The sequence below is a fragment of the Nonomuraea endophytica genome (assembly GCF_014203235.1).
Classification (GTDB): domain Bacteria; phylum Actinomycetota; class Actinomycetes; order Streptosporangiales; family Streptosporangiaceae; genus Nonomuraea; species Nonomuraea endophytica.
In genome coordinates this window covers 535,672-552,584 of record NZ_JACHIN010000008.1, presented here as the reverse complement: position 1 = coordinate 552,584, position 16,913 = coordinate 535,672, and the positions used below count along the sequence as shown (strand labels likewise).

At 70.7% G+C, this 16,913-nt stretch carries 13 protein-coding genes; 6 read left to right on the top strand and 7 right to left on the bottom strand.

From position 1 onward, the window contains the following. The first annotated feature begins 199 nt into the window (after positions 1-199). The 4 genes from HNR40_RS30330 to HNR40_RS30315 all read left to right on the top strand — a co-directional run bounded on the left by HNR40_RS30330 (position 200) and on the right by HNR40_RS30315 (position 6,886). Entirely contained in the window at positions 200-1,627 is a 1,428-nt protein-coding gene (locus HNR40_RS30330; protein ID WP_184967278.1) for an aldehyde dehydrogenase family protein, read from the top strand. A 20-nt stretch (positions 1,628-1,647) separates the two neighbouring features. Further along, complete coding sequence (locus HNR40_RS30325) at positions 1,648-4,485, top strand: NACHT domain-containing protein (RefSeq protein WP_184967276.1); 2,838 nt, start codon at positions 1,648-1,650, stop codon at positions 4,483-4,485. 254 nt (positions 4,486-4,739) lie between these two features. Continuing rightward, positions 4,740-6,269 (top strand): B12-binding domain-containing radical SAM protein, encoded by a 1,530-nt coding sequence (locus HNR40_RS30320; RefSeq protein ID WP_184967274.1) that lies wholly within the window; start codon positions 4,740-4,742, stop codon positions 6,267-6,269. Next, positions 6,269-6,886, top strand: a complete 618-nt coding sequence (locus tag HNR40_RS30315) for a LysE family translocator (protein WP_184967272.1) — start codon at positions 6,269-6,271, stop codon at positions 6,884-6,886. The genes HNR40_RS30320 and HNR40_RS30315 overlap by 1 nt, the downstream gene beginning before the upstream one ends. Positions 6,887-6,897: 11 nt before the next feature. On the opposite strand, the gene HNR40_RS30310 is transcribed toward HNR40_RS30315, so the two are convergent. Then, positions 6,898-7,806: an alpha/beta hydrolase family protein gene (locus tag HNR40_RS30310; RefSeq protein WP_184967270.1), complete on the bottom strand. Its 909-nt coding sequence runs from the start codon at positions 7,804-7,806 to the stop codon at positions 6,898-6,900. A 130-nt stretch (positions 7,807-7,936) separates the two neighbouring features. On the opposite strand from HNR40_RS30310, the gene HNR40_RS30305 reads away from it, so the two are divergent. Together HNR40_RS30305 and HNR40_RS30300 are read left to right on the top strand one after the other, a co-directional pair. After that, positions 7,937-8,512, top strand: coding sequence for a TetR/AcrR family transcriptional regulator (locus tag HNR40_RS30305; protein WP_184967269.1), 576 nt, complete (start codon positions 7,937-7,939; stop codon positions 8,510-8,512). A gap of 29 nt (positions 8,513-8,541) precedes the next feature. After that, positions 8,542-9,210, top strand: a complete 669-nt coding sequence (locus HNR40_RS30300; RefSeq protein WP_312896562.1) for a DNA alkylation repair protein — start codon at positions 8,542-8,544, stop codon at positions 9,208-9,210. Positions 9,211-9,213: 3 nt separating this feature from the next. On the opposite strand, the gene HNR40_RS30295 is transcribed toward HNR40_RS30300, so the two are convergent. The 6 genes from HNR40_RS30295 to HNR40_RS30275 form a co-directional block, all read right to left on the bottom strand. Further along, positions 9,214-10,386, bottom strand: a complete 1,173-nt coding sequence (locus tag HNR40_RS30295; RefSeq protein ID WP_221340969.1) for a trypsin-like serine peptidase — start codon at positions 10,384-10,386, stop codon at positions 9,214-9,216. Between the two features lie 55 nt (positions 10,387-10,441). Then, positions 10,442-11,431 carry a trypsin-like serine peptidase gene (locus HNR40_RS30290; RefSeq protein ID WP_184967267.1) on the bottom strand — a complete coding sequence of 330 codons (990 nt, stop codon included), beginning with the start codon at positions 11,429-11,431 and terminating at the stop codon, positions 10,442-10,444. 121 nt (positions 11,432-11,552) lie between these two features. Then, positions 11,553-11,735, bottom strand: coding sequence for a hypothetical protein (locus HNR40_RS53760; RefSeq protein ID WP_221340968.1), 183 nt, complete (start codon positions 11,733-11,735; stop codon positions 11,553-11,555). Continuing rightward, positions 11,723-12,394 (bottom strand): NAD-dependent epimerase/dehydratase family protein, encoded by a 672-nt coding sequence (locus tag HNR40_RS30285; RefSeq protein ID WP_221340967.1) that lies wholly within the window; start codon positions 12,392-12,394, stop codon positions 11,723-11,725. Before HNR40_RS30285 ends, HNR40_RS53760 begins: the two co-directional genes overlap by 13 nt. Continuing rightward, the gene (locus HNR40_RS30280; RefSeq protein ID WP_184967265.1) at positions 12,394-14,586 is read right to left on the bottom strand and encodes an FAD-dependent oxidoreductase; all 2,193 of its coding nucleotides are present in this window, start codon (positions 14,584-14,586) and stop codon (positions 12,394-12,396) included. Before HNR40_RS30280 ends, HNR40_RS30285 begins: the two co-directional genes overlap by 1 nt. Next, entirely contained in the window at positions 14,586-16,892 is a 2,307-nt protein-coding gene (locus tag HNR40_RS30275; protein ID WP_221340966.1) for a hypothetical protein, read from the bottom strand. The genes HNR40_RS30280 and HNR40_RS30275 overlap by 1 nt, the downstream gene beginning before the upstream one ends. Positions 16,893-16,913 lie beyond the last annotated feature (21 nt).

Genomic DNA, 16,913 nt, shown 5'->3' with positions numbered 1-16,913 from the left:
AACAGTGGCCCCAAGCGGGAGGAGTCAATCCGGGACCAGGTCTTACGCGGACTTGAGGTTAGGGATCCTACCCAGGGCCTGATCCGCGCATGTTTCACACCGCGCCGCCGACGGGTTGTACTTAACGGCGGGAGCCGGAGGGGGTCTTGTGCACCCCGGTGTAAATCCCTGATCTTTCTCGTGGCATAACGTCATGGGTATGGACGTGCGTACCTTCTGGCTCGCAGGGCGCCCCGCCACCGGGGACGCCGAGCTCACCGTGACCAATCCCCACGACGGTCGCGAGGTCGGGCGATATTCGGTGCCGACCGCCGCGCAGGTCGAGGAGGCCGTGGCGGCCGCCGCCGCGGTGGCCGGGCAGGCCGCCGCGCTGCCCGTCCACGTGCGTGCGGAAGCCCTGGCCCATGTCTCGCGCCGCCTGGCCGAGCGGGCCGACGAGATCGCCCATCTGATCATGTCGGAGAACGGCAAGCCGATCATGTGGGCCCGCGGCGAGGTCAACCGGGCCGTCGCCACCTTCCGCTTCGCCGCCGAGGAGACCCGCCGCTGGTCCGGCACCACGCAGCGGCTCGACACCGAGCCCGCCGCCGCCGGCCGGCTCGCCTACGTCACCCGCGTGCCCAAGGGCCCCGTGCTGGCGATCACCCCGTTCAACTTCCCGCTGAACCTCGTCGCCCACAAGGTCGCCCCGGCCATCGCGGTCGGCGCGCCGGTCATCGTCAAGCCCGCCCCCGCCACCCCGCTGTCCTCGCTCGTGCTCGGCGACATCCTGGCCGAGACCGACCTGCCCGCGGGCATGTTCTCCGTGCTCCCCATCGAGAACGAGCGCGCCTCGTCCCTGGTCGACGACCCGCGCCTGCCCGTGGTGTCGTTCACCGGCTCCGCCCCGGTCGGCTACTCCATCGCCGACCAGATCCCGCGCAAGCACGTCACGCTGGAGCTGGGCGGCAACGCGGCCGCCGTCGTGCTGGCCGACGCCGACCTCGACTGGGCCGCCCAGCGCATCGCCCTGTTCTCCAACTACCAGGCCGGCCAGAGCTGCATCGCCGTCCAGCGGGTGATCGTCGAGCAGCCCGTGTACGACGCCTTCGTCGAGCGCCTCCTGCCCGCCGTCGGCGACCTGGTGACCGGTGACCCGGCCGACGAGAAGACCCAGGTGGGGCCGCTGGTCTCGGTGGCCGCCGCCGAACGCGTCGAGCAGTGGGTCCAGGAGGCCGTCACGAGCGGCGCCCGGCTGCTGGCCGGCGGCACGCGCGACGGCGCCACGGTCACGCCGACCGTGCTGGCCGACGTCCCGCACGACGCCAAGGTCAACGTCGAAGAGGTCTTCGGCCCGGTCATGATCCTGCAGCGCGCCGCCTCCATCGACGAGGCGTACGCGCTGGTCAACGACTCCAAGTACGGCCTGCAGGCCGGCGTGTTCACCCGGTCGCTGGACGCCGCCTTCCGGGCCAACCGGGAGCTGGAGGTCGGTGGCGTCATCATCGGGGACGTCCCGTCCTACCGGGCCGACCAGATGCCGTACGGCGGGGTGAAGGACTCGGGCATCGGCCGCGAGGGCCTGCACTCGGCGATGAACGATTACACCTACGAGAAGGTGATGGTTCTGACCGGGCTGACCCTCTAAATCCCGCAATAATCGGCGGCATGGCGAGGGAGTACCGGTACGCCGACGCCGTGCGGTTACTGGGCGGCGACGACCCGGCGGTCAGAGCGCTCGACACGGTTCTCGGAGCCGCCACCCTGGGGCTCTGGGACCTGATCGACGCCAAGGGCGAGCTGATCCGGGTCGGCAACGACCTGCTCGGGCGGTGGCGCGACTGGCGGGCGGGCAAGGAGTGGCGCGGCCGTACGGACCGCATCGAGGCCGCGCACACTATTCTGGTGCTCACCGCGTTCTTCGAGGCGCTCGACGGGATCGCGCTGCCGTTCAGCGCCGGTGAGCTGCGGATGAGCAAGTCGGAGCAGGTCACGCTGCTGCGCGGGGTGGATCTGGGCAGCCCGGTCTGTCCCTCGCCGCAACTGCCGTTCGAGGAGGCCAAGAGCGTCATCCTCGTGCGCTACGAACGGCTGCGCGGCGCGCTGCGGAGCTTCGCCGAAGGGCTGAGCCTCTGGGAACGGCTGCAGGAGCACCAGCGGGAGTGGGTCTTCGACAGCTCACTCGCCACCGCGGCCATCCGCAGATACGAGGACGGCTACCGTCGGCTGGCCATGGATGTGCCGGAGTTCGGGTTCTGGTCGGCGATGGTCGAGCACCAGGCCACCCGGGCGCGGCTGACCGACCTCGAACGGCTGCTCGACGGACTGGCCCCCGCCCGCGCGCAGGACGCCAAGCTGGCCGCGTTGAGCAAGTTGCACCAGGCGGCGCTGCGCCGCCCGGTCGCCGAGACCGGAGACGTGCCCGCCGGACTGGCACTGCCCAGCCTGGGCGACGCCTACGTCACCCCGCGCTTCCGCTCGGGCCGCCCGGAACGCGCGGAAGACCCCAGCCAGGAGGCCTGGTGGAGCGAGCGCGAGGTGCGCGACGGCCTGCCGCGCTTCCTCGCCGGCTACCTCACCTCGCCGGAGGCGGGCAGGACGCCGCTCATGGTCCTGGGCCAGCCGGGGGCGGGCAAGTCGGTGCTCACCAAGGTGCTCGCCGCCCGCCTGCCCGCCGACTTCGTGCCCGTCCGGGTGCCGCTGCGCGACGTGGCGGCCGGCGCGGACGTACAGGAACAGATCGAACAGGCCGTCTACCAGCTCAGCGGCGAGCGGCTGCAGTGGCCCGACCTGGCGCGGGCGGCCGACGGCGCGCTGCCCGTCGTGATACTCGACGGCTTCGACGAACTGCTGCAGGCCACCGGCGTGCGCCAGTCCGACTACCTGGTCAGGGTGGCCCGCTTCCAGCAGCGCGAGCTCGACGCGGGGCGCGCCGTCGCGGTGATCGTGACTTCGCGTACGGCGGTGGCCGACCGTGTCGACTACCCCGAGGGCTCGCTGGTGACCAGGCTGGAGCCGTTCGACCTGGAGGAGATCGAGCAGTGGCTCGAGGTGTGGAACCACGCCAACGCCGCCTACTTCGACGAGGCCGGGCTCCGGCCGCTGTCCATGGAGGTCGCCCGCGCGCAGCGCAACCTGGCCGAGCAGCCGCTGCTCCTGCTCATGCTCGCCCTCTACGACGCCTACGGCAACGCCCTGCGCAGGAACCTCGCCGACCGCATCGGCGAGGCCGAGCTCTACGAGCGCCTCATGCGCGCCTTCGCCGAGCGGGAGCTGGAGAAGAGCCACCCGCGTGAGCGGATCCCGGCCCTGGTGGAGAAGGAACTGCTGCTGCTGGGTATCGTCGCGTTCGCGATGTTCAACCGGGGCCGCCAGTGGGCGACCGCCGCCGAGGTGGACGCCGACCTGGAGGCGCTGCGCCTGTCCGCCCGCCGCCCCACCTCATTGGCCACCCCGCTGACCTCGGGCGAGCAGGCGTTCGGCCGCTTCTTCTTCGTCCACCAGGCCCAGGCCACCCGCGACGGCGGCGAGATCCTGCAGACCTACGAGTTCCTGCACGCCACGTTCGGCGAGTTCCTCATCGCCCGGCTGATCGGCAGGCTCCTGGACGACATGCTGGTCCAGGAGTCGCGCCTGGTCGTGGAGGAGGTCAGCGACGGCCTGCTCGGCACGCTGCTGTCCTGGTCGACGCTCTCCACGCGACCGCCCGTGATCACGTTTCTGCGGGAGTCGGCCGACCCGGCCTGGCGCGGCCTCGCCACCCGCCTGTTCGCGCTGGCCGACCTGCGCGACCAGCTCGCCCACCCCGCCTACCGCCCGTGGACCGCCGGACCCGCCCGCCGCAACGCCTACTACTCGGCCAACCTGCTGAAGGTCGCCCTCGCCTGCGACCCCGCCCGTCTCCTCTGGTCGCGGGTACGGCCCGGCCACGAGGACGCCTTCACCGAGTGGCGGCGCTTCGCGCTGCTGTGGCGTTCCCAGCTGGCCAACGAGGAGTGGGACAGCCTGACCAGGGTGGTGCGGGTCATGTCCGTCGCCGGGTCCGCCGACCTGGAGCTCGCCCTGGACACCGGCTCCACCTGGGACGTCACGCCGATGGACACCTCCTGGATCCCGCCGCCCGACGCCGGCGCGTACCTGCGGGCCCGCCAGGGTGTGCTGTTTTCGTTCCTGCCGCACGAGACGCTCTTCCTGCACGCGCTGGAACCCGTGCTCGGCGCCGCCCTGTCCTGGAACGGCGGCAGGTCGCTGCTGCGCGAGATCCTGGAGATCCTCGTCCTGCGCGGCCCGAACGCGGACGGCCGCGCCCGCTCCTACCTGGCGCTGGCCGAGTACGTGCACTACCTCAGCGACCACGTGATCACCGATGCCGTCATCAGGGCGATCGCCGGGGACATGGCCACGCTGCGGGAGAACGAGGCGGCCGAGGTGGTCGACGAGGTGTCGCGTGGCTCGATCGCCGGACAGCGGCTGATGAGCCGGATCCTGCGCCTGAATTCCCGCTAATACACCCCGGATAGATGGGATGTCAATAGCGGCTGACTCCTGTCAACTCTATCTGTCCGGAGCATTGAGCCTGCCCGCGATCGTGGGCGACAGTGGGCCCATGGAGCCGTCGTGGCCGGTCAGCCACGCGCTCTGGCCTGGGGGAAGCCGTTGACCGTGTGACACGGTCCGGCCTCGATGTGTGTGCCCGCGGGGTTGCCTGCCCGTACTGGCTGGACCGGCACGTCGGCCTGGAACCCGCTGAGAGGTACTCGATGACCAAGAAGGTGCAGAGTGTCCTGCTCGTCAACGCCGGCAGCGACGCTGACGTCTCCTCGATCGCGAACGACGGCACGTTCCCCGCTCTCGGCGTCGTCTCGCTGGCGACGGTGCTGCGACGCGACCATCCCGACCTGGAGGTGATCGCCGTCGACGGCCAGATCACGCCCATGGCGGAGATCGAACAACTCGTCAGGGACCTCGACCCCGACATCCTCGGCGTGGGCGTGCTGGCCACGTCCTACGGAAACGCGCTGCGGCTGGCCGAACTCGGCAAGAACGCCGGGGCCGTCACGGTCTTCGGCAACGACCAGGCCACCGCCATGGCCGAGCGGATCCTGCGGCACCGCGAGGTCGTCGACTACGTGTGCGCCGCCGACGTCGGCGAGTTCGCGCTGTCCGCCCTGGTGAGCGCGGTGAAGGGGGAGCGCCCGATCGAGACCGTGCCCGAGCTCATCTACCGCACGCCCGACGGGCTCGCCCACAACCGCCTGCCGGAGATTCCTCCTGACGTGATCAAGGGCAGCGGAGGCGCGTTCAAGACCATGATCCTGGACGCCATTCCCGTGCCCGACCGCACGTTGATGCCGGACAACAACTGGGAGCGCTATCTGGACAACTACCTGAACCGGTACGGCGGATTCCACGACGATGAGGAGATCACCGGCGTCACCACCATGAACCGCGCCCGCGGTTGCGCACGGGTGAAGGCGCCCTGCCATTTCTGCGGCATCATGGATCTGAGCCTGCGCTTCTCCTCCCCTGAGATGTTCTGGAACGACGTGCGCACCGCTCAGGAGCAGATCTCGGCCTCGATCTTCTACGAGGCGTTCGACAGCATGAGCAGCTCACCGCGCTGGATCAAGGCCGTGGTCGACGCCAAGCCGGACGACATCGGCGACCCCAAGTTCTTCGTCTACACGCAGGCCGCCGAGACCACGCCGCGCCTGGTCGAGCTCTACCAGAAGCTCGGCGTCTACCGGGTGAACATGGGCCTGGAGGCGGGCGACACCAGAATGCTCAAGGTGCTCAAGGGGCCGCGCGACAGTCTGGAGAACAACCAGCGGGCCTGCCACCTGTTCCAGGACGCCGGAATCCTGATCCACGGCTCGCTGGTCCTGGGCGGACCCGGCGAGAACCAGGAAAGCCTGGAGAACACGGTCGAGTTCGGGCGCTGGCTGATCGACAACGAGATGATGGCCTCGCTGGAAGCCCAGCCGCTCTATCCCGACTTCGGCGCGCTGACCGGCAAATGGATGATGAACCCCGACCTGGCCCGGCAGGTCGCCAAGGAGCGGGGTTTCGAGATCTACGACGAGGAGCTGCTCGACCTCATGCCCGCCAAGTACGGCACGAGCGACATCGTGGACTTCGACGAGGTCTCCAAGGACTGGTGCAAGATCTTCAGCCACTCGACCTGGGACGAGCTCATCGACGCCACCCACTCCATCCGCTCCTACGCGGAACGGGTCGGCACCGTCACCGGTTCCGGCCGCATCACCCAGGCCACCCTCGGATCGTTCTAGTGCTCTCACTGCTGGCCGCCACTGTCCTGTCCTGCGCCCTCGTCGTCCTGACCCCCGGTCCCGGCGTGCTGATGGTGCTTCACCTCGGGGCCAGTGGCGGCCGCCGCTCCAGCTTCGTCTTCGTGCTGGGTCACCTGGCCGGTGACCTGATGTGGTCGCTGCTGGCGCTGGTGGCGTTGCGATGGGTGCGGCTCATCTCGCCCGTCTTCTTCACCGCCCTGACCGTGGCCAGCGCCCTCTACCTGATCTACCTGGGTGTGCGGGCCCTGACCTCCGCCGGCGCCCCGCAGCGGGCGACGACCTTGGGCGGCAGGCAGGCGATGCTGCAGGGCGCCGCCTTCGGCATGACCAACCCCAAGAGCTACCCGGTGACACTCGCCGTCTTCACCGCCGTGCTCGGCGACCGCATCGAACTGCTCACCGTCGCCACGATCCCGCTCTTCCTCGCCGCCGGTCTGCTCGGCTGCCTGGCCTCGGGCGCGCTGCTGTCCTGGATCTCCGGCCTTCCGGCCTTGCGGCACGCGTACGGCAGAGCGGCCCCGACGATCAGCCGCCTGGTGGCCCTGGTCTTCTTCGGCTTCGCCGCCTGGTCCCTCGTCCACCTGTGGCTCCGGTGACGAGCCGGCTTCTACTTGCTCCGCAGCGTGCCCAGCGGGCTGGGGTCCTGCTCCAGGGCGGTGGCCGCCGCCTTCCACGCGGTGTCCTCCGGGAAAAGGGCACTGCGGAGGAAGGCCGTGGTGAGGTGCTGGATCAGCGCGACGCGTGCGGGGTTCTCGTCCGTCGTCTCGGCCGCCTCGTAGCCGGAGACGCCGCCGAGCGAGTGCTCCGCCCCGAACAGCGTCAGGAGGCTCTTGTCCGCCGGGCTGTACAGGAAGGGGTCGACGAACCAGTCCGGTCCGCGGGTGGACAGGTGGGACTGGTCGTTGTCGCCGGCGACGATGAGGGCGGGTGTGGTCATGCCGGCGAAGGACGGCCGCATGAAGGGGAAGTTCTCGGCGGCGAACGGGACCAGGGCGTCGCCCAGGCCGGTCAGCGCGAGCAATACTCCCGCCTTGACGCGGGGGTCGGACAGGTCCTCGCCGGGGAGGCCCGCGGAGTCCAGGACCCGCGCGCCCAGCAGCGCGCTGGCCGACTGCGCTCCCCAGGAGTGCCCGGCCACGGCGACGCGGTCGCGGTCGACGCGCCCGGCCAGGCCCGGCACCGCCGCTTCGAGGACGTCGAGCCCGTCCAGGACGCGGGTCAGGTCCTGGACGCGGATGCGCCAGATGTCCGGTGTCCTGGGGTCGTCGGCCGGGAGCCCGAGCGTTCTGGAGTCGAGGTGGGTGGGCTGCAGGACGACGAATCCACTGGCGGCCCAGAAGTCGGCCAGCGGGGCGTAGCCGTTCATCGACGAGCCGAAGCCGTGCGAGAGGACGATGACCGGCAGGCCGCCGCCGGTGGCGGGGGCCGAGACGCGGACCCGCAGGTGCTCGCCGCGGCCGGGGGCCGGCAGGACGACCGGGTGCGCGGATAGCACCGTGGGGTTGGAGTGGGACATGGAAGTGCTCTCCATTCGGGTTGGCCGGCAGGCCGCTGATCTGCCATCATGAGCAAAACGGAACACTGCTCCGCTAAAGATACGGAACACGGTTCCGCTTTGCAAGTGCCCCTTCGGGAAGGAGTCCGCCGTGAGCGACAGCGCGACCGGGTCCAAGCGCAAGGACGCCCGCCGCAACCAGCAGGCCCTGCTGGACGCCGCCGCCGCGGTCTTCGTCACCGCCGGCGTGGAAGCACCGGTACGCGACATCGCGGCCAAGGCCGGGGTCGGAATCGGCACCATCTACCGCCACTTCCCCACCCGGGCCGACCTCGTCATCGCCGTCTACCGGCACCAGGTCGAGGCCTGCGCCGAAGCCGGACCGGCCCTGCTGGCCTCCAGCCCGACCCCGTACGCCGCCCTCGAAAGCTGGGCCGACCTCTTCGTCGACTTCCTGGTGACCAAGCACGGCCTCGCGACCGCGATGCGCAACGACAGCACCGGCTTCGAGACCCTGCACGCGTACTTCCTCGACCGGCTCCTGCCGGTGTGCGCCCAGCTTCTCGAAGCCGCCGCCGCCTCCGGTGAGATCCGGGCCGACCTCGACGCGTACCAGCTCATGCGCGGCATCGGAAACCTCTGCGTCGGCGCCGAGACCGACACCCGCTACGACGCCCGCCGCCTGGTCGCGCTCCTCGTCGCAGGACTGCGCCGGCGCGTAGGCTGAGTCCCGCACGTGAGGAACAGGAGGCGGGAGTGGCCGAGACCGCGGTGGCCGAGGTGATGGCCGAGCTGGCCGAACTCGAGGACCCGAAGATCCGCGAGGTGAACGAGAGGCACGGCGACGACCACGGCGTGAACCTCACCAAGCTGCGCGCGGTCGCCAAGCGGCTGAAGACACAGCAGGAGCTCGCCCGTCAGCTATGGAAGACGGGCGACACCGCGGCGCGACTGCTGGCCCTGCTGATCTGCCGCCCCAAGGCGTTCGAACGCGACGAACTGGACGGCATGCTCCGCGACGCGGGCACGCCGAAGGTGCACGACTGGCTCGTGAACTACGTGGTGAAGAAGAACCCGCACGCCGAAGAGCTGCGCGTGGCCTGGTTCGCCGATCCGGATCCGGCCGTGGCGAGCGCGGGCTGGGCGCTGACCACCGAACGCGTGGCGAAGCAGCCCGGGCTCCTCGACCTGGCGGGCCTGCTCGACGTCATCGAGACGGAGATGAAGGGCGCCCCCGAGCGCCTGCAGTGGGCGATGAACCACTGCCTGGCGCAGATCGGCATCGAGCACGCCGAGCACCGCGCCCGTGCCGTCGGCATCGGCGAACGCCTGGAGGTGCTCAAGGACTACCCGACCTCGCCGGGCTGCACGTCTCCGTTCGCGCCCATCTGGATCGCCGAGATGGTGCGCCGCCAGAACGCCTAGCCGTCAGGAGTTCTGGGCGGTGGTGAAGAGGGCCCGCGCGGAGTCGCCGAAGTAGGGGCCGTACATGGTGCCCTGGTCGTCGGAGTATTTGAAGCTGCTCACCGAGGTCACGATGCCCTTGCCGGTCGCCGCGTCGAAGCGGGTCAGCCACGGGCCGCCGCTCGATCCCGCGGTCATGTCGCAGCCCAGGCCCTGGTCGCGGGTCTGGCCGTAGGGGTCGTTGCGCAGGCGGCCCGCGCAGTAGAACAGCCGCTCGCCGTCATAGGGCGGGTCCGCCGGGTAGCCGAAGCCATAGGCCTGGCCGCCTCTGCTGCCGTTGAAGGCGATCTCCTGGGTGCCGACCACGTCGGCCACGTGCTTGCCTCGCGAGGTGTTCAGCGCGACCATGCCCACGTCGTAGCTGTCGTCGCCGCTGCGCGACCACGGACCGGCGACGAACATCCGCCTGGCCGTGTACGCCCCGTAAGGCTGCCCGCCGCCCTCCTGATATCCGGGCACGAACGTCCAGTTGTCAGCCCATTCCCCGGCCCCGTCCTTCACGCAGTGGCCCGCGGTGACGACGACGTCGCGGTTGGCGCTCTTGACGGTGCCGGCCGAGCAGACGAAGTCGACGCCGCCCACGGTGAGGAAGACCCGGCCGGTGGTCTTGGACACCAGGCCGCCGGTCACCCAGCGGGAGCCGGAGGTCGTGGCCTGGGGCCTGGCCGACTGGTGCAGGGGAACAGCGCCGCCGGTCAGCCCGTGCTTCCCGGCCGCGCCGCCGGTCAGGCCGTGCACGAGGGGCGCGCCTCCCAGCCCGGGGACCGCCGCCTTGCCGGGCAGCTCAGGGGTGACGATCTTGGCGGCGCCCCCGGCCACCTCGGGCGCCGTGCCGACGCCGGACTTGCTGGACAGCCCGCTGAGCAGCCCGCCGTCCTTCATGACGATGCCGAGCAGGTCGATCGGCAGCGCTCCGGCCATTCGCTGAGGTGTCCAGTAGCCGAGCACGCGCCGCTGGTCCGCGGGTGTGCGGGCGGCGACGTGCTCGACAACCTCGGCGCGGGTCGCCGCGCGCTCGACGCTGGTGACGGACGGGCGGTCGGCTGGCTGCTGGGCGGGCGTCGCGCCGATGAGTGCCGGTCCCACCAGTCCCGCGACGAGCGGTGCCGCCGCAAGCAGGGGGGTGCTCAGGGTCATGAACCTCGAGTGTGCACTACGACGGGTGTTCTTGTGACTACTTTCGGTAAATGCGTCAGAGGGCGTCGCTGCTCTGGGCGGAGTTGTAGACGGCTTGGGCATCTGTCCCGAAGTATGGGCCGAACATCCAGTTGGGGGCGAAGTTGTATTTGAAGCTGTTGACCGAGTTGAGCGTGCCCAGCCCGGAGCTCTCGTTGAAACTCTGGAACCATGGACCACCGCTCGAACCACCGGTCATGTTACATGTCAGACCGTGGTCGCGGGAGAGCAGGAAGTCGTCGAAGGTCCGCCCGGCGCAGTAGATCAGCTTCGACCCGTCGTACGGCGCCGCCGCCGGGTAGCCGAACGCGTGCATCTGCACCCTGCGGCCCTGGTTGAAGGAGACGCCCTGCCCGCCCACCACGTCCGTCAGGGTCTTGCCGGACAGGGGCGCGACGACCGCCGCGGCCATGTCGAAGTTGATGTCCTCGCGGGCGTTCCACTGCGGTGTGGTGAGCAGCTTGGTGGCCGCCCAGGTGCCGTGGGGCCGCTGTCCGGCGTTGTAGCCGGGCACGAAGACCCAGTTGGTGTGGAAGGCGCCGCCCATCTTGACGCAGTGCCCGGCGGTGATGACGACGCTCTCGTTGGCGCTGGTCACGGCCGACCCCGAGCAGGAGGCGTTGCGGCCCTGGTAGGTGAAGAAGACCCGGCCGGTGGTCGCCACCACGGCGCCGCCGCCCGTCCACGGCGCGCCGCCGCTGGCCTGGGCCTGCTGCTGGGGGCCGCCGGTGGGCGGGACGCCCCAGGGGTTGCCGGTGGTGGGCTCGCCGGGGGTGCCGGGGCCGTGCTTGGCGCCGGCCTTGGGCGCGGGGGGCGTGAGCGGCTGCGCGTCCTCCATCTTCTGCGGGGTCCAGTAGGACAGGACCTCGCGCTGCTCGGACTTGCTGTCTGCGGCGGCCTTGGCGGCGGGCTTGGGGCCCGCCGCGGCTTGCGCCGCCCCGGCCGGGAGCAGGAAGCTCCCGGCCGCGAGGGTGACGAGGGAAAGCAGAGCGACTCTGCGGTGCATTACGTACCTCCCGAAACCGGACCTGGGGTTGGAAGGTAGCGGTGCCAATATCCCGATTTCTCAAGATTTACGCGAACAGATATAGCGATATTCGGGCATTAATATCGCTGATTATCTGGTGTCACATCTGTAGCCGGTATTCGGCGGTGAAACCCAGCAGCCGCTCCGCCTTCGACAGGTCCACCGGGACCGTCCGGCCGGGCAGCGGAGCGCGTACCTCCGTGCCGGGGTGGTAGCGGCGCAGCAGTTCCTCGGTCGGCTCCTTCGCCATCGTCTCGGGCGCGCAGACGTTCACCACCTCCACGCCGGGCCCCGGCACCCCGAGGGCCAGACGCACGCGCGGGCGGCGTCGCGGGTCTCCAGGTAGGCCCAGTAGCCGCGGGCGTGCTCGCCGGGATCGGCGGCGCAGCGCGCGGCGAACGCGTCGAGCCGCTCCTCGAACCCGCCCACGTACGGCAGGCGCAACGCCACGATCCCCATCCCGTGCCGCCGCGCCATCGTCGCCGAGGTCAGCTCGTCCACCTGCTTGGACAGCGCGTAGGGGTCCTCGGACTGCGACGGCAGCAGCTCGTCCACCGGCACGTAGGCCGGATGCAGCTCCCGCGCCGCGAACGGCACCCCGTCGGCCGCCATCGAGCTGGCCAGGCAGACCCGGCGCACCCCCGCCAGCCCGGCCTGCTCCAGCACGGTGAAGGTGGCCAGCGTGTTCAGCCCGAACACCTGCTCGGCGGGCAGCCACTCCGGCGTGGCGATGGCGGCGAGGTGGATCACCGCGTCCACGCCGTCCAGCGCCGCCCCGACCGTCGCGGGATCGGTCGCGTCGCCGGTCACCACCCGCGAGGCGGGCAGGCCGCCGGGGTCCGAACGTTCCAGCGCGACCGCCTCGACGCCCCGCGCGGCCAGCAGGCCGAGCACCGACCGCCCGATCCGCCCAGCGGCGCCGGTCACCAGCACGCGCTTCATCAGTAGGCCCTGACCGCGATCAGGTGCGCCGACGGCGCCCCGTTCGCCGACTCGACGACGATCCGCAGCCCCTCCGCCGTCACGGGTTCGGCGAGCGGGTGCGCGATCCGCCTGCGCCGGTTGTCGCGGGTCTCGGCGATCTGCCGCCACCGCCCGCCGGCGAGCGCCTCGACGCGGTAGTCGCGCACGAGCGTCGGGATGATCTCGAACGGCGTGCGGTGGTGATGCAGGTTGATCAGGTCCTCGTTGACGTCGTCGTCGGCGATGACCTCCACCCGCCCGATCGTCACCGGCTCCGGCCAGCGCAGCTCCAGCTCGGCCGGGAGCGTGGCCGAGACCCACATGTGCGGCCCGGCGTAGGGGCGCTGGTAGCCGTCGAGCGCCTTGTCCGGCGCGAAGGCCGTCGTCGTCCCGGTCTCCAGGCAGAAGGTACGGCGCAGCAGCCCGCGATCACTCCACTCCCGCAGCGGCTGCGGCGACTCGGCCTGGGGCGGCAGCGGCACCCGCGTGAAGCACAGCACGCCGGGGGTGGCCTGGTCAGCCACGTGCAGGGACACCAGCGGATTGGCCTTGACCAGCACGAAGGCGTTGCGCGCCGTCTCCGGGCGCCAGTCCAGGTCCAGCTCGGCCCACTGCTTCTCGCCCGCGGCCAGCGCGATCTCCCGGGTGGCGACCAGCTCACGCGGCACGTAGTTCTGGCCGAGCACCGGGTCGTGCAGCTCGACGGTGAGCGTGGTGTCGCCGGCGGCGTCGAGCAGCAGCCGCACCCCGGTGAGCGACGGGTCCACCGGCAGCACGATCCCGGCGTCGGCGTCCAGCCGCCACGCCTCCTGGGGCGTGTCGGCCACGAGCCTGGTCAGGGTGCTGGACGCGGTGGCGGTAGCCGTACCGCAGAGGTCGGCCGGATCGTCGTAGCGCAGGCCGACGACGGAGGCGTCCTCGCGCAGCAGGGTGCGCTGCAGGTCGGCGACCGGCAGGTCGCGCGGTCGCGCGCCGGTCGCGGCGCACAGGGCGGCGGCGGTTCCGGCGGCCTGGCCGATCGTCGCGCAGGTGGCCATGACGCGGGTGGAGCCGAAGGCCACGTGCGAGGCGGAGATGTTGCGGCCGGCCATGAGCAGGTTGGGCACGTCTACCGAGTAGAGCGAGCGGTAGGGGATGTGGTAGATCCCGTCGGCATATTGCTGCTTGGCCCCGGCCTCGGTGGCGTACATGCCCCGCGGCGGGTGCAGGTCGATGGACCAGCCGCCGAAGGCGACACGGTCCTCGAACGGCGTCTGGCCGAGCACGTCGTGCTGGGTGAGCACGTAGTCGCCGAGCAGGCGGCGGTACTCGCGCTTGCCGGGCAGCGCGCCCACCCATTCGAGTGTCATCGTGTCGGCGTCGAACCGGCCCGAGTTCTTGATGTGGTCCCAGATGCCGTAGATGACCGACCAGAGCTCGTCGCGGATGCGGTCGTTGTCGTGGACGGTGTCCAGTTCGCCGCCGAACTCGATCCACCAGTAGGCGCAGCCGTTGTCGCCGGCCTTGATGATGCGGCGCTCGGGGATGGAGGTCTGGGTGATGTCCTTGGCGAAGTCCGGCGGCACGTAGCGGACGGGCTCGCCCGCGTCCTTGGTGTAGAACAGCAGCGTGCTGCCGAGCGTGATGTCGTCGGGGACCTCCGGCGCCCACGGCTCGCCGTACTCCTCGCGGCCCTCGCGCCCGACGCGGTGGCTCGCGCCGGCGAGGTGGCCGACCAGGCCGTCGCCGGTGCAGTCGAGGAAGAGCCCGGACTCGAAGGTGATCTCCCGCTCCGAGCCCATCATCCAGCCGGTGACCGACGCGATGCCGCCGGGGCCGGCGGCGACGTGGCGGACGTCGGTGTTGAGGAAGACCGAGAGGTTCGGCTCGGCGCGCACGGCGTCGAGGATCGTGGTGTCCCAGAAGTAGGGGTTGCCGTGCGGGTTGCGGTACTGGTTCTCGACGAACAGCTCGCCCATGATGCCGCCCTCGCGGGCGTGGTGGTTCTTGCCGTGGCCGGTGGCGCCGCAGACCCAGACGCGGACCTCGCTGCTGGAGTTGCCGCCGAGCACCGGCCGGTTGTTGACCAGGGCGACGGTGCGGCCGAGGCGGGCGGCGGCGATGGCGGCGCAGGTTCCGGCCAGGCCGCCGCCGATCACCGTGATGTCAGCTTTTATGGTTTCTTGTCGCATTAGCACAATCCGTAGTAGATGCGGGGCGCGCCGTCCAGAGTCAGCGCGGCCTTGCCGTTCTTCACCGGGACCCAGGTCTCGCGGCCGATGCAGTCCACGACGTGCACGTTCGTGCCCTTGGCCGCCACCGTGAGGCGCGTCTTGGTCGGCCAGTGGTCCACCCACGCCTCCTTGTGCGGGTACCACTGGTCGGGGCCGTGGTCGGCGTTCTGGTGGTAGCCGTCCTTGCGGGTCCACAAGATGGCGAACTTGTCGAACCGCAGACCCTTGACCTGGTTGTCCTGGAAGGTCATCCACTTGACGAACCTGGCGCCCTCCAGCGTCCTGGTGGCGGTGGCGAAGGCCAGCAGGGCCGCCTTGACGCTGGTGTCGCGGTTCATCAGGCCGAAGTGGTACTCGGCGTTGTTCGGGTCGGCCTCCTGCGGGTGGTGGATGGTGCTGTCGTGCGGCTGGTACCAGTTCACGCCGTCCACCCCCTCCGACAGCGCCAGGGCCAGCGTGAGCAGCACGTTCTCCGCCGCCTGCCGGTGGTTGTCGTTCCACCAGCGGTTGGGGCGGGTGCAGGCGTAGGCCTCGGTCAGCCAGAGCTCCTTGCCGCCGCCGTGCGCGTCGACGGTCCTGCGCGCCTCGCGCAGCGCGCCGAGGAAGTTCCAGTACGTGCCGTTCTCGCCCTGCTGCCACTCCGACGGCGGCGGCGCGTAGTCCGGGGTGAAGTTGCCGCGCCCCGGGTGGAAGGCGAAGACGTCGATGAGCGGCCAGCCGCCCGCCTTGTGGAAGTTCGCGGTCCAGTTGACGTCCATGCCGCCGAGGCCGCAGTTCATGAGCTTGATGCCGGAGCCGCTCAGGCGGTCGTGGATCGGCTTGAGCCCGTCGCGCACGTACTCGGCCGCCTTCTGGCCGGACATCCACGGCTGGTTGAGCTCGTTGGCCACCTCGAAGTAGCGGGCGCCCGACGCGCGGGCGATCGCCGCCTTCTCATCGGCCCACGTGGCGATCTGCTCGGGCGTGCCGTTGAAGATGACGCCGCCGAGCTGCACGTTGTGCGGGATGCCGAGGGCGTCGAGCTCGGCGGGGGACAGGCCGGGCGCGCCGTCGTAGGCGATGCGCACCGACTTGACGCCGATCTTCTTCATCAGCTGCCCGACCGCCGCCTTGTCGGGGACGAGCATCCACGTGTAGTTCGCGATGCCGAAGCGGCCCTCGGACTGATAGGCGTGGTCCTTGAGCGTGGCCAGGTTGGTGCGGGCGAACACCTCGTCGGTCCCGGCGACCGCCTTGACCTCGGTGAAGACGATGCCCTGCGGGGCTCCGGCGACGGTGAACGACTCGTCCCAGACGGCGCCGGGCGCGAGGGTCTTGTTCAGCGTGCCGCCGCCGACCTGCTTGCCGTCGAAGTCGCGGGCCCACCAGGTCAGCGTCACCTGCCGTTGTACGGCGGCGCCGTTCACGACCTGGGCCTTCAACGCCATGGGGGCGGCGGTGCCGTAAAGGCCGAAAGGCTGCTCGCTCCAGACGTCGACGCTGAGCGGCGCGCCGGCGCCCAGCGCGTTGGCGGCGGCCGGGCGCATCGCGCCGAGCACCAGCTCGACCTCGGTGGCGCCGTCGGCGCCGGCGGGGGCGTGGATCCAGCTCGCGTTCGTGAAGCCGGGGGTGGTCTTGGCCAGCCGGAAGTAGGCCTGCGTGTCGCTCCACGTCTCCTGGTAGAGCGCGCCGTCATTGATCTCGTACGGCACGCCGCCCCGGGCATCGCGCGTCCACTTGGTCGCGGGCACGTAGCGCTCGGGCGCGGAGGGCGCCAGCAGCGTCCTGGCGAACATGTAGCCGCTCGGGGTGAGCGTCGTGGTGCCGGAGACCTCCCAGCGCAGGCGGGCCCGGCGGGCGGCGACCGTGAAGATCCCGCGCACCGTGACCGCCTGGGCCGAGGCGGACATGACGTAGGCGATCTGGATGGCCTGCCGCCCGTCCACGGTGATCAGGGAGGGCGTGCCGCCGAAGGTGCGCTGCTGCCCTAAGACGCTGTCCTTGATCATGAAGTGGGTGAGCTTGATCCGGTCGGCGCCGTCGCCGACCGTGATCGAGCCGTCGGTCCCGGCGGTGAGCACGATGCCGTCGGCCTCGATGGTGATCGGCGCGGTGATGGTCTGTGCGGCGGTGGTCTGCGCGGTGGTGGTCTGCGCGGTGCTCGCCCGCGCGGGTGAGGACGCGAGGGCGGGTGCGACGGCCGCGGCGGGTGCGATGGCGGCGGCGCCCGCGATCTGCAGGGCGTTGCGTCGTGAGATTTCCGGCAGGGGTGAAATTTCCGGCATGGGGGTGCCTTTCGCGAGTTG

Coding starts and splice junctions, on each gene's coding strand:
- HNR40_RS30330 (WP_184967278.1), top strand. CDS start 200: ATGGACGTGCGTACCTTCTGGCTCGCAGGGCGCCCCGCCACCGGGGAC.
- HNR40_RS30325 (WP_184967276.1), top strand. CDS start 1,648: ATGGCGAGGGAGTACCGGTACGCCGACGCCGTGCGGTTACTGGGCGGC.
- HNR40_RS30320 (WP_184967274.1), top strand. CDS start 4,740: ATGACCAAGAAGGTGCAGAGTGTCCTGCTCGTCAACGCCGGCAGCGAC.
- HNR40_RS30310 (WP_184967270.1), bottom strand. CDS start 7,806: ATGTCCCACTCCAACCCCACGGTGCTATCCGCGCACCCGGTCGTCCTG.
- HNR40_RS30295 (WP_221340969.1), bottom strand. CDS start 10,386: ATGACCCTGAGCACCCCCCTGCTTGCGGCGGCACCGCTCGTCGCGGGA.
- HNR40_RS30290 (WP_184967267.1), bottom strand. CDS start 11,431: ATGCACCGCAGAGTCGCTCTGCTTTCCCTCGTCACCCTCGCGGCCGGG.
- HNR40_RS30285 (WP_221340967.1), bottom strand. CDS start 12,394: ATGAAGCGCGTGCTGGTGACCGGCGCCGCTGGGCGGATCGGGCGGTCG.
- HNR40_RS30280 (WP_184967265.1), bottom strand. CDS start 14,586: ATGCGACAAGAAACCATAAAAGCTGACATCACGGTGATCGGCGGCGGC.
- HNR40_RS30275 (WP_221340966.1), bottom strand. CDS start 16,892: ATGCCGGAAATTTCACCCCTGCCGGAAATCTCACGACGCAACGCCCTG.